Annotated in this window: 18 protein-coding genes; 12 read left to right on the forward strand and 6 right to left on the reverse strand. The window is 60.5% G+C overall.

The genetic code is table 11. From position 1 onward, the window contains the following. Window positions 1-20: 20 nt before the first annotated feature. Window positions 21-803 carry an aldolase gene (locus tag HKK54_RS17020; protein WP_169387286.1) on the reverse strand — a complete coding sequence of 261 codons (783 nt, stop codon included), beginning with the start codon at window positions 801-803 and terminating at the stop codon, window positions 21-23. A gap of 104 nt (window positions 804-907) precedes the next feature. Between HKK54_RS17020 and HKK54_RS17025 the strand changes: the two genes are divergently transcribed. Together HKK54_RS17025 and HKK54_RS17030 are read left to right on the forward strand one after the other, a co-directional pair. Beyond that, window positions 908-1,450, forward strand: coding sequence for a helix-turn-helix domain-containing protein (locus tag HKK54_RS17025; protein WP_010176635.1), 543 nt, complete (start codon window positions 908-910; stop codon window positions 1,448-1,450). Between the two features lie 300 nt (window positions 1,451-1,750). Continuing rightward, window positions 1,751-2,692 carry an IS110 family transposase gene (locus HKK54_RS17030; protein WP_169386204.1) on the forward strand — a complete coding sequence of 314 codons (942 nt, stop codon included), beginning with the start codon at window positions 1,751-1,753 and terminating at the stop codon, window positions 2,690-2,692. 715 nt (window positions 2,693-3,407) lie between these two features. On the opposite strand, the gene HKK54_RS17035 is transcribed toward HKK54_RS17030, so the two are convergent. Then, window positions 3,408-4,424 (reverse strand): DUF4917 family protein, encoded by a 1,017-nt coding sequence (locus tag HKK54_RS17035; RefSeq protein ID WP_169387287.1) that lies wholly within the window; start codon window positions 4,422-4,424, stop codon window positions 3,408-3,410. A gap of 127 nt (window positions 4,425-4,551) precedes the next feature. Here HKK54_RS17035 and yiaY point away from each other — a divergent pair, with 127 nt between their 5' ends. Then, window positions 4,552-5,700 (forward strand): L-threonine dehydrogenase, encoded by a 1,149-nt coding sequence (yiaY, locus tag HKK54_RS17040; protein ID WP_010176633.1) that lies wholly within the window; start codon window positions 4,552-4,554, stop codon window positions 5,698-5,700. Here yiaY and HKK54_RS17045 read toward each other — a convergent pair. Beyond that, window positions 5,667-6,854 (reverse strand): MFS transporter, encoded by a 1,188-nt coding sequence (locus tag HKK54_RS17045; protein ID WP_169387288.1) that lies wholly within the window; start codon window positions 6,852-6,854, stop codon window positions 5,667-5,669. The two genes, yiaY and HKK54_RS17045, sit on opposite strands and share 34 nt — an antisense overlap. Before the next feature lie 115 nt (window positions 6,855-6,969). Here HKK54_RS17045 and HKK54_RS17050 point away from each other — a divergent pair, with 115 nt between their 5' ends. From HKK54_RS17050 to HKK54_RS17070, 5 genes are all read left to right on the forward strand, one after another. Then, on the forward strand, window positions 6,970-7,644 hold the full coding sequence (locus tag HKK54_RS17050; protein WP_169387289.1) for an NAD(P)H-binding protein: 675 nt from the start codon (window positions 6,970-6,972) through the stop codon (window positions 7,642-7,644). Beyond that, window positions 7,645-8,556: a LysR substrate-binding domain-containing protein gene (locus HKK54_RS17055; protein ID WP_169387290.1), complete on the forward strand. Its 912-nt coding sequence runs from the start codon at window positions 7,645-7,647 to the stop codon at window positions 8,554-8,556. Window positions 8,557-8,792: 236 nt separating this feature from the next. Next, window positions 8,793-9,986: a CaiB/BaiF CoA transferase family protein gene (locus HKK54_RS17060; RefSeq protein ID WP_169387291.1), complete on the forward strand. Its 1,194-nt coding sequence runs from the start codon at window positions 8,793-8,795 to the stop codon at window positions 9,984-9,986. Further along, window positions 9,983-10,921 (forward strand): hydroxymethylglutaryl-CoA lyase, encoded by a 939-nt coding sequence (locus tag HKK54_RS17065; RefSeq protein WP_169387292.1) that lies wholly within the window; start codon window positions 9,983-9,985, stop codon window positions 10,919-10,921. Before HKK54_RS17060 ends, HKK54_RS17065 begins: the two co-directional genes overlap by 4 nt. Window positions 10,922-10,980: 59 nt before the next feature. Then, the gene (locus tag HKK54_RS17070) at window positions 10,981-12,312 is read left to right on the forward strand and encodes an MFS transporter (protein WP_010176627.1); all 1,332 of its coding nucleotides are present in this window, start codon (window positions 10,981-10,983) and stop codon (window positions 12,310-12,312) included. On the opposite strand, the gene HKK54_RS17075 is transcribed toward HKK54_RS17070, so the two are convergent. Further along, window positions 12,313-12,801: a DMT family transporter gene (locus HKK54_RS17075; protein ID WP_169387293.1), complete on the reverse strand. Its 489-nt coding sequence runs from the start codon at window positions 12,799-12,801 to the stop codon at window positions 12,313-12,315. A 77-nt stretch (window positions 12,802-12,878) separates the two neighbouring features. Between HKK54_RS17075 and HKK54_RS17080 the strand changes: the two genes are divergently transcribed. The 3 genes from HKK54_RS17080 to HKK54_RS17090 all read left to right on the forward strand — a co-directional run bounded on the left by HKK54_RS17080 (window position 12,879) and on the right by HKK54_RS17090 (window position 14,929). Next, complete coding sequence (locus HKK54_RS17080; RefSeq protein WP_442962306.1) at window positions 12,879-13,793, forward strand: LysR family transcriptional regulator; 915 nt, start codon at window positions 12,879-12,881, stop codon at window positions 13,791-13,793. Between the two features lie 27 nt (window positions 13,794-13,820). Continuing rightward, complete coding sequence (gene fos, locus HKK54_RS17085) at window positions 13,821-14,225, forward strand: fosfomycin resistance glutathione transferase (protein WP_169387295.1); 405 nt, start codon at window positions 13,821-13,823, stop codon at window positions 14,223-14,225. Window positions 14,226-14,401: 176 nt separating this feature from the next. Further along, the gene (locus HKK54_RS17090) at window positions 14,402-14,929 is read left to right on the forward strand and encodes a DUF4142 domain-containing protein (protein WP_003212082.1); all 528 of its coding nucleotides are present in this window, start codon (window positions 14,402-14,404) and stop codon (window positions 14,927-14,929) included. Window positions 14,930-14,984: 55 nt separating this feature from the next. Here HKK54_RS17090 and HKK54_RS17095 read toward each other — a convergent pair whose 3' ends face one another. After that, window positions 14,985-15,398: a low affinity iron permease family protein gene (locus HKK54_RS17095; RefSeq protein WP_010176622.1), complete on the reverse strand. Its 414-nt coding sequence runs from the start codon at window positions 15,396-15,398 to the stop codon at window positions 14,985-14,987. 179 nt (window positions 15,399-15,577) lie between these two features. On the opposite strand from HKK54_RS17095, the gene HKK54_RS17100 reads away from it, so the two are divergent. Next, on the forward strand, window positions 15,578-16,360 hold the full coding sequence (locus HKK54_RS17100; RefSeq protein WP_169387296.1) for a GNAT family N-acetyltransferase: 783 nt from the start codon (window positions 15,578-15,580) through the stop codon (window positions 16,358-16,360). Here HKK54_RS17100 and HKK54_RS17105 read toward each other — a convergent pair whose 3' ends face one another. Continuing rightward, window positions 16,361-16,867: a methylated-DNA--[protein]-cysteine S-methyltransferase gene (locus HKK54_RS17105; protein WP_169387297.1), complete on the reverse strand. Its 507-nt coding sequence runs from the start codon at window positions 16,865-16,867 to the stop codon at window positions 16,361-16,363. Window positions 16,868-16,871 lie beyond the last annotated feature (4 nt).

Below are 16,871 nucleotides of genomic sequence, written 5' to 3' on the forward strand. Positions count from 1 at the left end.
TCTCCGGTCGAAAAAGGGGTTCAGTTCAGGCAATCGGCGTGTTGACGCAGGTTCTGCCGAGCGTAGTAGTTGAACGCGGCGCCATGGCGCTTGGGCTTGGAAATCCAGTCATGGGCTTCGCGGCCAAGTTCCGGCAGGATCGGCTTGATCGTGCCGGCGGCCATCGCCAGCAGCTGCAATTTCGCCGCGCGCTCAATCAACTGCGCGATGACACAGGCTTCCTCGATGCTCGCCCCGGTGGACAATTGACCGTGGTGGGACAGCAGGATGGCGCGCTTGGCGCCCAGGGCGGCGGTGATGATTTCGCCTTCTTCGTTACCCACTGGCACACCGGGCCAGGCCTCCAGGAAGGCGCAGTCTTCGTACAGCGGGCACAGGTCCATGTGGGAAACCTGCAGCGGCACTTCGAGCATCGACAACGCAGCGATGTGAGTCGGGTGAGTGTGGATGATGCAGTTCACGTCCGGGCGACCGCGGTATACCCAGCTGTGAAAACGGTTGGCCGGGTTGGGCATGCCATGGCCTTCCAACACCTCTAGGTCTTCGTTGACCAGCAACAGGTTGCTGGCGGTGATTTCATCGAAACCCAGGCCCAGTTGCTGGGTGTAGTAAGTGCCTGGTGTCGGGCCGCGTGCGGTGATCTGCCCGGCGAGGCCGGAGTCGTGACCGTTTTCGAACAGGATCCGGCAGGTGAGCGCCAGCTTTTGCCGGTCGGTCCACGTATTATCCGCCAGGGTGCTTTGCATCTGGGTCAGTGCTTGCTTGACCAGTTGGTCTTTCGGGAGTGCTAATGTCTTGGCCATATCAGTGTCCTTGTTCGTCGCAAATGACACGAAAGAGACTATATGACACAAAGTGTCATTGGCAAGCATTCATCATCGCCTCTTTAATGGATTAACCGCTGCACATGTCTATCCGTTTGAAAATACTGAGAAAAAAACTTGGCGTGACCCTGGAGTCGCTCGCGGAAAAATCCGGGATGACCAAGAGTTACCTGTCGAAAGTCGAGCGCGGGCTGAATACGCCGTCGATTGCGGCGGCGCTGAAACTGGCCAAGGCGTTGAACGTGAAGGTCGAAGAGCTGTTCAGCGAAGACAACGTCAGCCTCGACAGCTACAGCCTGGTGCGCAGCCATGAGCGGCAGGCCTTGTCGGGCACCGATGCGTCACCGGGGTATGCGGTGCTGGCCCATCAGGTCAGTGAGCGCAGCCTGCTGCCGTTCATCATTTATCCGCCGGCGGAGTTCACTGACAAGACCTTCAAGGAGCATTTGGGGGAAGAGTTTTTGTTTGTGCATGAAGGCCAGGTAGAGGTGGATTTCATGAGTGAGCGGGTGGTGTTGAACCGTGGGGATGCGCTGCATTTCAATGCGCAGAAACCTCACCGGATTCGGTCGGTGGGGGAGGTTCAGGCGCAGCTTTTGGTGGTGGTGCACAGCAGCGACGAGTGATTTTGGGTTTGGGTACATATCCATTATTTGGGTGATGGCTTCGATGGGTTCCGCTCTTACAGCGGGTCACTTTTGAAAGGAGCCCAAAAGTAACCAAAAGGCTCTTGCCCCACCACTCGGCACCTCGCTTGGGCTCGGTGTGCCCTTGTAAGATTGTTTTCACCTGCTTCAGACCGTAGTGCCCTCTGATTTCGAGATCGTGAGTGAGCATGGGTCGGAGCAGGTTCCTTCCTAAACTAGTCCGAACGGTTGCCTGGGCGCAAAGCCCGATTCTGCAAGGTTGGACGTGAGGAAAACGCTATGGACCATAACTCTGCGTTCGTCGGAATTGATGTTTCCAAAAACAAGCTCGACTCATTCGTCAGCACTACTGGCCAAGTCGAACAGTTTTCCAATACTCAAGAAGATATCCAGCGTTTAGCTAAACATCTCAAGGCTCAGGAGCCGGTTTTGGTGGTGCTGGAAGCGACTGGTGGATATGAGCGGCTTGCCGCTGCCGAGCTTTGTGCTGCTGGATTACCCGTTGTTGTTGTCAATCCCCGTCAGGTTCGTGATTTCGCCAAGGCGACCGGTAGGTTGGCGAAAACCGACGCTCTGGATGCCCAGGTAATTGCGGAGTTTGCCCAGGCGGTCAAACCCGAGATTCGGGAGATGCCAGATGAACACGCTCGTGAACTGGCGGATCTACTGACTCGACGCCGTCAGCTCATCGATATGATCGTGGCGGAAGAGTCTCGACTGAAACAGGCGGTATTCAAGGCACTTCGACGGGACATCAAGGCACATATCGTCTGGCTTCAAAAGCGCCTTAAAAGCACAGACGATGACTTGCACGAAGCGATCAAAGCTTCGCCGGCTTGGAAGGCCAATTATGATTTGCTGCGCGAGGTATCGGGCGTTGGCAATGTGCTCGCACTTTCGCTGCTGGCAATGGTTCCGGAGCTGGGCAAGGTTAATCGCAAACAAGTGGCTGCATTGGTTGGTGTGGCCCCTTTTAACTGCGATAGCGGCCTCTACAAAGGACGTAGACGGATATGGGGTGGTCGAGCTGAGGTGCGAAGTGTCCTTTACATGGCTGTCTTGTCCTCGAAGAGCCATAACCCGGTGATCGAGAGGTTTTACAACCATCTACTTGCTGCAGGGAAGACGAAGAAGGTAGCGCTGGTGGCATGCATGAGAAAGTTGCTGACGATCCTGAATGCGATGGTGCGCGATCAAAAGCATTTCGCTGAAATGGCTTGAATTTCGACACGGTTGCTCACTCCGGCTTTGGACCGTGGGCCGCCGCGATGGGCCATCCTTGGCCCAGCGCGGCTAACCCGGCGTCCTGCCGGGTTACCCACGCTCCAAAGCCTGCGTTCGGCCAGCGTGGTTTAACGGGGCGCCTAAGATCAAGATCAAAAGCAGATCAACAGCACAGCGGCCTACAGGCCGGCTTGAGTGGTGTGAAGCAAAAGCAAAATCAAAATCTAAAGCGGGCACGATCCCCTGTAGGAGCTGGCTTGCCTGCGATGGCATCGCCTCGGTATACCTGAAAAACCGAGTTGTCTGCATCGCAGGCAAGCCAGCTCCCACAGAAAAGCAGAGCTACACCGGCTTCAGATTTGGCTTTCGCTTTTGATCTGGCTTCTACCACTCAAGCCGGCCTGTAGGCCGCTGTGCTCTTGCTTTTGATCTTGATCTGACTGCCCCAATAAGCCCGAGGCCGAACGCAGGGATTGAGGAGCGGGTAAACCGGCAGGACGCCGGTTTAGCCGCGACGGGCCAGGGACGGGCCGTCGCGGCGGCCCGCGGAGCAATGCCGGAGTGAGGGAACACCGAGCCTAGGCGAGGTGCCGACAGGCGGGGCAGAGCGTTTTGGTTACTTTGCCGCTTTTGCAAAGTGACTCGCTGTAAGAGCGAAACCCTAAGTAGCCATCACCTAAATAACGGATATGTACACAACCCCCACCCTCCATCACCGCTCCACCGGCACCGAAAGCCCCGGCGTGCCAAGCGCATGACTACGCGCATCAAAAAACCGCAACGCCACATCCATCCCCTCAAACAGCTCCGAAAAACGCCGCTTCTGCTGCTGGATAAACCCCGCGCTACGACCAAACACCGAAATCGCCAAAGTGCTGACGTTCGCCTGCCGAATCGCCTGCACAAGATGCACATCCTGCGCGCCGAGGTGATGCCCGAAAATGCAAAGCCCACCCTCATGTCTCAACAACTGCTCATAACAGAACGACAAATAGTCAGAACTGCGAATCGTCTTCAGCTTCTCCTCAACCTTCCCCTCGCTGACAAACAACGGCACATCATCCAGCGTCTTGATCGTATTGTTGATCGCAAAACTGCTAAGCAACGTGCTGTCAGTGGTCGGCAATTTACGCGCCGTACCATCAAGGTTACGCACCAAGTGCAAACCACCATGCAAATACAAAATGCGCGTTCTGTCGGTCACGGTATTGCGCAGGTCAAAGCTCGCATCGGCACTGCGAAACAGATCATCGATGCCCGGCGCCTGCAGGATCGCCCAGTAGTTGAGCAAGTCGTAATTGCTGGTAAACACCGTCGGGTAACTCGCCAATTCCTGATGAATCGTCGCCAGCGTCGAAGGCTTCACCAGGCGCCACGGGATGTGCACGCTGTGGATCGTGTTGATCAGCGCTTCCTTGATCGCGTAGTACCGATTACGCGGCGCGGCCGAGCTGACCGCCAGGGCCTTGTTGACCCGGCTGGTGGTCTTCAGCGCCCCCAGCACCTGTTCGAAGCTGCGGGTCTGCATCGCGTCAAACACGCTGAGTTCAGACTGGCTCAGGGGTTTTTCTTCCACGGTGCGGGCGTTTTCGAACAGTGAGTCGTAGGCAAAGTCTTCCCACACTGCGCGGCTGGCGCCGTTGCCGATCAGGATCCCGCTGAAGGCGGTACTGCTGCGCAAGGCGTTCCAGTCTTCTAGGTGGGCATCAAAATCCTGGGAATCCTTCATTGCGGCGGGTCTACTCAAAATCGGCTGGGCGGTGACTTTATCACGAGCGGGCGTTGATCCTGGTCAAGATGCCGCAGGCAATCGAGGTCGATGCTGTAGGCATAACGACTTTAAAGGATTAGCCACCATGAGCAGCACCTTCTTCATTCCCGCCGTCAACATCATGGGTATCGACTGCCTCGACGAAGCCATGACCGCCATTCGCAACTACGGTTTCCGCAAGGCGCTGATCGTTACCGACGCCGGGATGGCCAAGGCAGGTGTTGCCAGCATGATCGCCGAAAAACTCGCGATGCAGGACATCGACTCGGTGATCTACGACGGCGCCAAGCCCAACCCGAATGTCGAGAACGTTGAAAAAGGCCTGGCCCTGCTGAAACAGAGTGCCTGTGATTTCGTGGTGTCCCTGGGTGGCGGTTCGCCCCATGACTGCGCCAAGGGCATTGCCCTGTGTGCGACCAACGGCGGGCACATTGGGGATTACGAAGGCGTCGACCAGTCGGCCAAGCCGCAACTGCCGCTGGTGGCCATCAACACCACCGCCGGCACCGCCAGCGAAATGACCCGCTTCTGCATCATCACCGACGAAACCCGTCACGTGAAAATGGCCATCGTCGACCGCAATGTCACGCCGCTGCTGTCAGTCAACGACCCGGCGCTGATGGTCGGCATGCCCAAGGGCCTGACCGCCGCCACTGGCATGGACGCGCTCACCCACGCAATCGAAGCCTACGTCTCTACGGCCGCCAACCCGATCACCGATGCGTGCGCGATCAAGGCCATCGAGCTGATCAGCGCCAACCTGCGCATTGCAGTGCGCGACGGTAAAGACATGGCCGCCCGGGAGAATATGGCCTATGCGCAGTTCCTCGCCGGCATGGCCTTCAACAATGCGTCCCTGGGGTTCGTGCACGCCATGGCTCACCAGTTGGGCGGCCTTTACGACTTGCCACACGGCGTGTGCAATGCGGTGCTGTTGCCCCACGTGCAAAGCTTCAACGCCAGCGTCAGCGCCGAACGCCTCAGCCATGTGGCCCGGGCGTTGGGTGCCGACATCAAGGGTACGTCGGCGGAAGAGGGCGCCCAGGCGGCCATCGCGGCGATTCGCAGCCTGTCCCAGGATGTGGAAATTCCTGCCGGGCTGCGGGAGTTGGGCGCCAAGTTGCAGGACATCCCGCTGCTGGCGAGCAACGCCCTGAAGGATGCCTGCGGCCTGACCAATCCACGGCGGGCGGATCAGCGTCAGATTGAGGAGATCTTTCGCAGCGCGTTTTGATCGGCTCTGATCAGGGCGACGTTCAGCAGTGCGCCGCCCGCCAGCACCCCGCACAACACCGCCAACGGCCAGGCCTGCTGACTCGCCAGCAGGCTGGCCACACCACCGATCACCGCGGCCATCAACTGATGCATAAAGCCGCTCAAGGCCATGGCGTAGGAGCCGCTCACCGGCGACTCATCATTGGCCAGCGACAGGCTGATGGGATAACTCATCGACTGCCCGAACACCGCCAGGCAGTAAGGCAACCACAATAGAATCGCCAGGCCATTGGCAAACAGGCTGCCCAGCAACATCGTTGCGCTGCCGCACATCACCAACGCCACGCCCCAACTCATCATCGACAGGCGCCCGGTGCGGGCGACCAGGCGATTGACCATCAACGCCCCCGCCAGATACGCCCCGCTGATCGGCCAGCCGAGCCAGCCATATTGCGCCGCGCTCCACTGGAAATGGCCCTGCAAGATCAAGGGTGCGCAGGTGTTGAAGGCGATGATCACCCCGTAACCCAAACCGCCCGCCAATGCAGGACGCAGAAACGCTGGATGGCGCAGGATCGTGCCGTAGATGCGCCAGGCCGAGACGTGCCCGGCGGCTTTTTCCAGTGTCGGAAACACCACCCGTTGCAGCGCAATCATCAAGCCGGCAGCCGCCATTGCCAGCCCATAAAAGATTGCTTCCCAGCCAAACGCCACCTGCAACAGCGAGCCCACAAACTGCCCGATGCCCAACGCGATCACGAACGTCATGCCCAGCCACGACAGCCCCTTGGCCAACAGCGCACCGCTGAAACTGTCGCGAACCAGCACCCGCGCCATCACCGACACACCGCCCGCGCCGAGGCCTTGAACCAGCCGCAGGCCAAGAAAGGATTCGAGGTTGTAGGCAGACGGAATCGCCGCACTGGCCAGGGCATACAGCGCCAACGCTGCCAGCAGCACCGGTTTTCTGCCCAGCCGCTCACCGAGGCTGCCCCAGAGCAGCATCGGCAGCGCCATGCCGATCAAATACACCGCCAAGGCCAGTGCCACCTGGTCCTCGGCAGCAGGCAATGCGTGGGCAATCGCCGGTACGGCGGGTAGGTAACTGCTGATGCCAACCTGGGACAGAAAGGCCGCGCTGCAGGCGATGGCAAGGGTGGTGGTGCTTTTCAAGGGGCAAAAGATCCTGTTGAGCAGTAAGCTGCAAGCCGCAAGCTACAAGCTGCTAGTGTGTTTGTCTCTAACTAGCCGCCTGAAGCTAACCGCTTGTCGCTTAGGAACCAACCTTATGAGAGTTCTATTATTCGGCGCCACCGGCATGGTCGGCCAGGGCGTGTTGCGCGAGTGCCTGCTGGCCAGTGACGTGCAGGAAGTGGTGGCCGTCGGCCGTACCGCGCTGACCCAGGAACACGGCAAGTTGCACCAGGTGCTGCATGCCGACATGTTCGACTTCCAGCCCCTTGAGCATCTGCTGCAAGGCTTCGATGCCTGCTTCTTTTGCCTGGGCGTGTCCTCGGTGGGTATGGATGAGGCCAAGTACACTCACTTGAGCTACGACCTGACCCTGGTGGCCGCCAGCACCCTGGCCCGGCTCAATCCGCAGATGACCTTTATCTACGTGTCCGGCGCCGGTACCGACAGCAGCGAAACCGGTAAAACCATGTGGGCGCGGATCAAGGGCAAGACCGAGAACGCCTTGCTGCGCCTGCCGTTCAAGGCGGTGTACCTGTTCCGTCCCGGGGTGATTCAGCCGCTGCACGGTGTGCGTTCGAAAACCCCGCTCTACCAATCCCTCTACACCGTCACCGGCCCGCTGTTGTCGTTGCTGCGCCATGTGCGGCCGGCCTGGGTGGTGAGCACGGAAACCGTCGGCCGGGCGATGCTCTCGGCTGTCCGTCACGGCGCACCTCTGCCGGTGGTGGAGCAGGCCGACATCAATCGCCTGGCCACCGAGCGCGCCTAGATGCTGCACAAAAGCCTGGTTCGCCGCCTGGACTTGATCACCCTGCAACTGTTTGTGGCGGTGCATGAAGAAGGCACGCTGACCCGTGCCGCCGCCCGTGAAGCCATCGCCGTCTCGGCGGCCAGCAAGCGCTTGATGGAGCTGGAACAGGTGCTGGGCGTGAGCCTGTTTGTGCGTCAGGCCAAGGGCATGCAACTCACGGCCGCCGGCGAGACCTTGTTGCACCATGCGCGGCAGATGCTGTTCAACGTCGAGAAGATGGGCCTGGAGCTGGGCGAACACAGCCATGGCGTGCGTGGTTATGTGCGGATGCTGGCGAATCTTTCGGCGATCATTCAGTTCCTGCCTGAAGACTTGCGCGACTTTTCCGCGCTGCACCCACAGGTGAAAGCCGACCTGGAAGAGCGGCCCAGCAATGGCGTGGTCCAGGGCGTGCTCGATGGTGTCGCGGACTTGGGCATCTGTTCCAGCGACACCGATACCAAAGGCCTGCCGGGCGTGACCTATCGGCGGGACAAACTGGTGGTGCTGATGCCGGCGGATCACCCGTTGGCGGCGCGCAAGGCACTGGCTTTCGTCGAGACCCTGGACAGCGACTACGTGGGCCTGCATTCCGCCAGTTCGATCAACATGCGGACCCACGCAGCCGCGCGGGAGGCGGGCAAGGTGCTGCGCCTGCGGATCCACGTGCCGGGCTTTGACGCGATGTGCCGGATGGTCCAGGCCAACATGGGCATCGGCATCCTGCCGCAAAAAGCCTACGAGCTGTTTGGTCGGGCGTTGGGGTTGCATGCGGTACCGCTGACCGATGCGTGGTCGGACCGCAGCCTGATTCTGGTGGTGCGTGATGAGGCGCAGTTGTCGCCGGTGAGTCGGTTGTTGTTCGATTATTTGCGTCGGGAGCAGGGCTGAGCGAAACGCTGCAGGCCTCATCGCGGGCAAGCCCTGCTCCCACAGTTGACCGAGATGTTTGGGGAAAAATCGATCCCCTGTGGGAGCCGGGCTTGCCCGCGATAGCGATTTAAAGAACGCCCAAAATCCCCGAGTCTTCGCATTTCGCGAACGCTCGTTGCCAACTGACGGTTGGATTTCTGCTGCCCGTGTCCTCTAGCCTTGGCCTCACATTCCAAGAACAAGAGGTACACCCCATGACGGCTCCCCTGAGCGGTATCAAGGTGATCGAGATCGGCACCCTGATTGCCGCGCCCTTCGCCGCCCGCCTGATGGCCGAGTTTGGCGCCGAGGTGATCAAGATCGAAGCCATGGGCCAGGGCGATCCGCTTCGCAAATGGCGAAAGCTGCACGAAGGCACGTCGCTGTGGTGGTACCTGCAATCGCGCAACAAGAAGTCCCTGGCCCTGGACCTGAAGTCCGCAGAAGGGCTGGACCTGGTCAAGCAACTGCTGGGCGATGCCGACGTGCTGATCGAAAACCTGCGCCCCGGTGGCTTGGAAAAACTCGGCCTGGGCTGGGACGTGTTGCACGCCCTCAACCCCAAGCTGACCCTGGTGCGCATCTCCGGCTACGGCCAGACCGGCCCTTACCGCGACCGCCCGGGCTTTGGTGCCATCGGCGAGGCGATGGGCGGGATTCGCTACACCACCGGCAACCCGGATTCGCCACCGGCGCGGGTCGGCGTGAGCCTCGGTGATTCCCTGGCGTCGCTGCACGGGGTGATCGGCGCGCTGATGTCGCTGCTGCGGGTCAAGACCGGCAAGGGCGATGGCCAGATCGTCGACGTGTCCCTGGCCGAAAGCGTGTTCAACCTGATGGAAAGCCTGGTGCCGGAATACGACATGCTCGGCCATGTGCGTGAACGCAGCGGCGGCGCCTTGCCGGGCATCGCGCCGTCCAACACCTACCTGACCGCCGACGGCGCCTACGTGGTTATCGCCGGTAACAGCGACCCGATCTACAAGCGCCTGATGCTCACCATCGGCCGCGCCGACCTGGCCGAAGCGTCGGAGTTTGCCCACAACGACGGCCGGGCCGCCAAGAGCGGCCTGCTCGACGCGGCCATCACTCACTGGACCAGCAGCCTGCCCATCGACCAGGTGCTCAGCGCCCTGGAAGCCGCCGAAGTACCGGCGGGGCGCATCTATTCAGTGGCCGATATCGTCGCCGACCCGCACTACCAGGCCCGCGACATGCTGCTCAGCGCCGACCTGCCCGGCGGCCTGACCGTGAAGATGCCCGGCATTGTGCCCAAACTGTCGGAAACCCCTGGCGCGGTGAACTGGCAGGGCCCGAGTCTGGGCCAGCATACCGACTCGATCCTCGGCGACCTGGGCTTGACCGGCGCAGACATTCAACGCCTGAAAACTTCAGGAGTGGTGCAATGAAAAACTATTCCGATGCCTTGATCGTGCAGGAAGTCTCGCCCCGGGACGGCCTGCAAATCGAGCCGACCTGGGTCGAGACCGTCGACAAGATCGCCCTGATCGATCAACTGTCCCTCGCCGGTTTTTCCCGGATCGAAGCCGGCTCGTTCGTGTCGCCCAAGGCCATTCCCGCGTTGCGCGATGGCGAGCAGGTGTTCCAGGGCATTACCCGCCGTCCCGGGGTTATCTACGTGGCGCTGATCCCCAACCTCAAGGGCGCCCAGCGTGCCCTCGAGTCCCGGGCCGATGAGTTGAACCTGGTGATGTCCGCCAGCCAGACCCACAACCTGGCCAATATGCGCATGCGCTGCGAAGCGTCGTTGGCAGCGTTTGGCGACATTGTGAGCTTTGCTGCTGACTTTCCGGTGCGCCTCAACGGCAGCATCGCCACCACCTTCGGTTGCCCTTTCGAAGGCAAGATCGACGAAGACCGCGTGCTGCAATTGGTCGACGCCTACCGCGAACTGGGCATCCAGGGCATCAGCCTGGCGGACACCACGGGCATGGCCAATCCACGTCAGGTGGAGCGCTTGGTCAAGCGCGTGCTGGAACGGGTTCCAGCCAGTGATTTGACCCTGCATTTCCACAACACCCGCGGCTTGGGCTTGTGCAACGTGCTGGCCGCCTACGAGGCGGGGGCACGACGTTTTGATGCAGCCTTGGGCGGCCTCGGCGGCTGCCCGTTTGCGCCCGGCGCGTCGGGCAATATCTGCACCGAAGACCTGGTCAACCTGTGCGAAGAAGTCGGGATTCACACTGGCATCGACCTGCCGCATCTGCTGCAGATGTCGCGGCAATTGCCGGCGCTGCTCGGCCATGAACTGCCGGGCCAGGTGGCGAAGGCCGGGCGCAATTGCGACCTGCATCCGCCACCGGCCTACATCGCCACCCTGTAAGCCGCAACCAGACAACAAAAACAATCGGACGCCTGCGAGCAGTCCGCTGGAGAGAAACAATGAGCCTTAATACGTTGGAGGCCGGCGTGCGTCCGGCCGCTGAACACGATGCCGAAAAAGCCCTGGTCAGCAAGGTCGCCTGGCGCCTGATGCCGCTGATCATGGTCTGCTATCTGTTCGCCTTTTTTGACCGCATCAACATCAGCTTCGCCAAGTTCCAGCTGCAGACCGACCTGAGCCTGAGCGACACCGCCTACGGCCTCGGCGCCGGGCTGTTTGTGGTCGGCTATGTGATCTTCGAAGTGCCGAGCAACATGATGCTGTACAAGGTCGGCGCCCGCCGCTGGATCGCCCGCATCATGATGTCGTGGGGGCTGGCGACGGCGGCCATGGTCTTCGTCACGGCCGAATGGCAGTTCTATGGGCTGCGTTTCATCATCGGTGCGATGGAGGCGGGGTTCGCGCCGGGCGTGTTGTATTACCTGACGCTGTGGTTCCCCCAGCACTACCGTGGGCGCATCACCTCGATGCTGTTCCTTGCGTCGGCGTTTGCCGGGCTGGTGGGGGCGCCGTTCTCCGGGCTGGTGCTGGAACACCTCGACGGCGTGCTGCAAATGCGCGGCTGGCACTGGTTGTTTTTGCTCGGCGGTTTGCCTTGCGTGGGCCTGGGGTTCCTGGTGCTCAAGTTGCTCAAGGATCGCATCGAGGACGCCCACTGGCTGACCCCGTCGGAGAAGACTTTGCTGGCCAGCCGCATTGCCGTGCATGAACCCCACAAGAGCGGCGGCTCATTGCTCGCGGCACTGCGTATTCCCGGCTTCCTGATGCTGGGCTTTATCTACTTCCTGATCCAGGTGGCGTCTTACGGCCTGAACTTCTGGGCGCCACAACTGATTCGCAGCGCCGGCACCCAGAGCCCGGTGATGATCGGCCTGCTGACGGCGATTCCCTACGTCTGCGGAGCGATCAGCATGGTGGTGATCGGGCGTTTGTCCGACGCCACCGGCGAGCGCCGCAAGTTCGTCAGCGGCCTGGTAGCACTGGGCGCGGTAGGGTTCTTCTGTGCCGGGATCTTTGCCGATCACACCACGTTCCTGATCGTCGCCCTGAGCTTGCTGGGCGCCGGGATCATTGCCTCGATTCCGACCTTCTGGACCTTGCCGCCGAAGTTGTTGGCCGGTGCCGGTGCAGGCGCGGCGGGCGGGATTGCGGTGATCAACACCCTGGGCCAGTTCGGCGGCATCGTCAGCCCGGTGATGGTCGGCCGGATCAAGGACCTGACCGGCAGCACTACGCCGGCACTGTATGTCATCGGCGTGTGTGCGCTGCTGGCCGCAGCGCTGTTGCTGTGGGGCTTGCCGCAAAAGCTGCGCACCCTCGACAAGCGCTGATCAGCCCGCAGTCACCAGCGACCGGGTGGGTGTGGTGCTGAATTGAATCAGTGCCACACCACCGATCAACATCAACGCCCCGATCAACCGGGGTGCGTTCAATTGGCGCTCAACCAGCCCGAACAGGCCGAAGTGGTCGAGCATCAACGAGGCGACGATTTGCCCGGCCATCGCCAGGGCGATAAACCCTGACGCGCCGAGCTTGGGCATCAGGATCAACGCCAGTGAAATAAAGCACACCCCGAACGCACCGCCGCTCCACATCCACAGCGGCGCCCGGGTGATAAACCCAAGGTTGGGCAGCGGCAGGCGCAGGGCCAGGATCACCGGCAGCAACACGATGATGCTCACCAGCAGCGAGGCGAGGGTGGCCCATAACGGATGGCCCAGGCCGCGCCCCAGGTTGGCGTTGATCGCACTTTGAAACGGCACCACCGCCCCGGCGAACGCTGCCAACAGCAACAAACCCGCCCAATGCAATGTTGTCATGATCAATCTCCCAGAGGTTTTTCTGGACTCTAAGTCATTCGTCGCGCAAATTTAAATTCCAAGTTCTTATGCAGAACATGCAGCTGATGAATGATCTTCGACGCATCGACCTTAACCTGCTGGTGATCCTCGACGCCTTGCTCAGCGAGCAGCACGTAACCCGCGCCGCCGAGCGCCTGCACTTGAGCCAGCCGGCGGTGAGCCACGCCCTGGCGCGGTTGCGGGATTTGATTGGGGACCCGCTGTTGGTGCGCCAAGGCAGCGCGTTGTTGCCCACCGCTCGCGCGCTGGAACTGGCCATGCCGCTGGCGGAAGCGCTGGCCCAGGTGCAGGCGTTGCTGGCGCCCAATCGCTTTGATCCGGCCTCGGCCAAACGCACCTTTCGGGTGGCCATGTCGGACTACAGCGCGGCGATTTTTTTGCCGGGGCTGGTCCGTACCTTGCGCCGGGAAGCGCCGGGGATTGATCTGCAGATTATCCAGGCCAGTCGCGAAGGCATGCTGGATGGGGTGCTCAATGGTGATATCGACCTGGCCGCCGGGGTGTTTCCCGACATGCCGGCCGAACTGCGCAGCACGCCGCTATTTGACGAGCATTACGTGTGCCTGGTGGATCGTGACAGCCTGCCGAAAAGCGGCGTGCTCGACCTGCCCACCTACCTGGCGCGGCCCCACGTATTGCTGGAAATGCGCGGCAGCGGCACGCCGGAAATCGAACGGGCGCTGACGGCGATTCGTGAACGCCGGCACGTGGCTATCAGCTTGCCCCACTGGGGTGTTGCGCCGCAGTTGATCCAGGGCACCGACCTGATCCTTACCGTGTCGTCGCGCGGGCTGCTCAGCATTGATCACGAGCAACTGTTGGCCGTGCCACCGCCGTTTCACATTCCGTCGTTTGCGTTTGTACTGGCGTGGCATTCGCGGCGGGGCGGGGACCCGGCGTTGCAGTGGTTGAATGGGCAGGTGCAAGGTGTATTGTCTGAACGCGTTTGATAAACACAGTGTTTAAGGAAGAACTCCATGCTCTCAGGCCTCAATCACCTGACCCTCTCCGTCACCGACTTGAACCGCAGCATCAGTTTCTACAATGAGCTGCTGCAACTGCGCCTCGAGGCCAGCTGGGACAACGGCGCGTACCTGTCGCTGCCGGGGCTCTGGTTGTGCTTGTCCTTAGAGCCACTAAGTACAGCTGTTGCCGGATACACCCACTATGCGTTCACCGTTGCCGCCGATGACTTTGTCTCTGCTGTGGCCCGTCTACGAGCCTCGGGTGCAGCCGAATGGCGCGACAACCGCAGTGAAGGCGCTTCGTTCTATTTCCTTGATCCCGACGGTCATAAGCTGGAGGTTCACGTTGGTGACTTGGCGTCACGCCTGCAAGCCTGTCGCCACAAGCCGTATGCAGGAATGAAGTTTTATCCGTAGCAACAGAACAGGCAGAATCGTCCCAGCCCCATACGTTGCCGAGCCTGTTTGGCAGCCAGGCCCTACGACCGTTCGTCGCACTAACAAGTTTTTTCTAAACCTTTGCCGCCCTGAAAATTCAGATTCAGGGCGGGGTTCGTTTCCCTGCACCTGTTTATTACCTGGAGGAACCCATCATGAGCCGCATGGCTATCCGGTTACGCACCGCCAGTTTCGCGATGCTGCTGGGCCTCGGCGCCAGCAATGCTTTCGCCCAGTCGCCTGCCGATTTCATCGAGCAGGCTTCGGCCAAGGGCATGGCCGATATCGAGACCAGCCGCATGGCACACGCCAAGACTTCGTCCCAGGAAATCAAGGACTACACCATCGAAGTCATCAATGAACGCACCCTGGCCAATCAGCACTTGGCCGCCATCGCCAAGAAGCTCGATCTGCCGGTGGCCCCTCGGGACAAGATCGTCGACAAGGCTGAATCGCTGATGCCTGAGCTCAAGGATGGCGACTCTTTTGACGCCGCCTATACCGCCCAGCAGATCAAAGCCAATGAAGACGCGATCGCCTTGTTCAAGCAGGAAGGCGCCGAGTCCGATATCCCGGAAATAAAGGCCCTGGTGGACGAGACCCTGCCGAAGCTGGAAGAGCGCCTGGAGAAAGCCCGCGCGCTGGCCTCGACTTATGGGAAAGGTCATCAAGGCGACGGTTGATCACCTGGCGTACCCCATCAAAAACGGCGACTGGATCACTCCAGTCGCCGTTTTTTTATGCCTGGTTCAGGTCGGTTTTGGGCTGTTCACTTTCAGTCGTCAGCGTGGTGACGGTGATGGTTTCGCTGTCGCCCATGGTCTTGTATTCCTTGCGCAATTTCTCAAGCTGCTTGCGATCAAGGCCATCCAGGCTCAGCACGGCATTTTGCGCATCCTTGGTGGCGCGCAGCAGTTCGTCGATCTTGATATGCAAAATGTCGTTGTCGCGGTTCTGTGTGTTCTGGATCAGGAACACCATCAGGAAGGTGATGATGGTGGTCGAGGTGTTGATGATCAATTGCCAGGTGTCGTTGTAGTGGAAGTAGGGGCCACTCAGACTCCACAGAATGATCAATCCCACGGCCGCATAGAACGTGCGGGCACTGCCTGCCCAGCGAGACAGGGACTGTGAGATGGCGGAGAATTTCATGACCGTTTTCCTTTAAAGGTGGGTGATGAAAATACTGACCGCAGGCGCGCTCTGAAATTTCTTTTTACATTTGGGCAGCTGAACAACGTTGTACGTTTTTTGGGTGAGCTTTTCGGAGGGATCCTACGGTGTGCTGAAGCGGCGAGGGGAAGACTGGGTTTTTGCTCGGACGAGCTTCCATGCACTCCACTGCCGCCAGCACCTTGGCCACGCTCTATCACCAGACCGAAGCGCATTTTTTTGCGGCAGTCTGTCCTTTGCATCGTCGTTATAGCGCGGGTGTAAATGCCTATTTTATCGATGCTGATCAGGTCCCGTGGAACCTGTTATTTATCCGGGTAGGCAGCGTCGTGCAGGACGACGCCATGCTGGAGCCCCTGGACTTGATCCGTCGCACCACGATGGGCATACGTGTGGCGATTCATGACGACAGGGTCGAAGGCCTTCAGCCCGTGCTGACGGATTCCGGCTTCGTTGCGTTTGAAAGGTCCACGGCGATGGTCCTTGATTTGTCGAGGTTTACCCCGCTGGCGGCAGACAGCCACGTGCAGATCAACCTGACGCGGCACTTGGGAGACTGGGCCGGGCCGGTAGGCAACGCCTTCGGGCTATCGGAGGGTGGCATTGCCAACTATCAGGCTCAGCATCAGCGGGCCCTGGACAGCGATCAGGCCTTTTACCACTTCACACTCTCAGTCAACACTGTTGTGATGTGTTCGTTGACGTTGTCGATGTGTGAGGGGGAGGCCAGGCTCAACGACCTCGGCACTGAGAGTGCGGCGCGCGGTAAAGGCTACGCCACGCACTTGATTCACGCTGCACTGGCTCACGCCCAGGCCTTGGGCGCCCGGCGCTGCTTTCTTGAGGCCACGCCGGCGGGTGTCTCGCTTTATCGAAAGTTGGGGTTCGAACGGTTGTTCGGGTACCAGGCTTTCGTGCGCGGCCTTATTGTTCAGGCGTGATTAGAGGGCGACTTTTGCTGCATCACCCTCCTCCAGCGCCAACAGGTACTGCTTGGCCTCAAGCCCGCCGGCGAACCCGGTCAACCCGCCTGACGCACCAATCACCCGATGGCACGGCGCGACGATCGAAATCGGGTTGCGCCCGTTGGCCGCGCCGACCGCACGCACGGCCTTGGGGTTGCCGATCTGTGCGGCGATCTGGCTGTAGCTGCGGGTTTCTCCGAACGGAATGGTCAGCAGCGCCTGCCAGACCTTCTTCTGGAACTCGGTGCCGGCAAAGTCCAGTTCCAGCTCGAAACGGTTGCGGGTACCGGCGAAGTACTCCTTCAACTGCCGCTTGGTTTCCTGCAACACCGGGCTGTTATTGACCTCTTGCAGGGCGCCGAGCCGAACACGGTTGGGGCGCTCTTTTTCCCAGAGGATGGCGGTGAGTTTTCCGTCACGGGCCACTAGGGTCAGTTGGCCGACGGGGGAGGGCATGAGGGTGTATTCACAGTCACAGGACATGGTC

This window comes from Pseudomonas sp. ADAK13 (assembly GCF_012935715.1).
In the GTDB taxonomy this organism is placed as follows: domain Bacteria; phylum Pseudomonadota; class Gammaproteobacteria; order Pseudomonadales; family Pseudomonadaceae; genus Aquipseudomonas.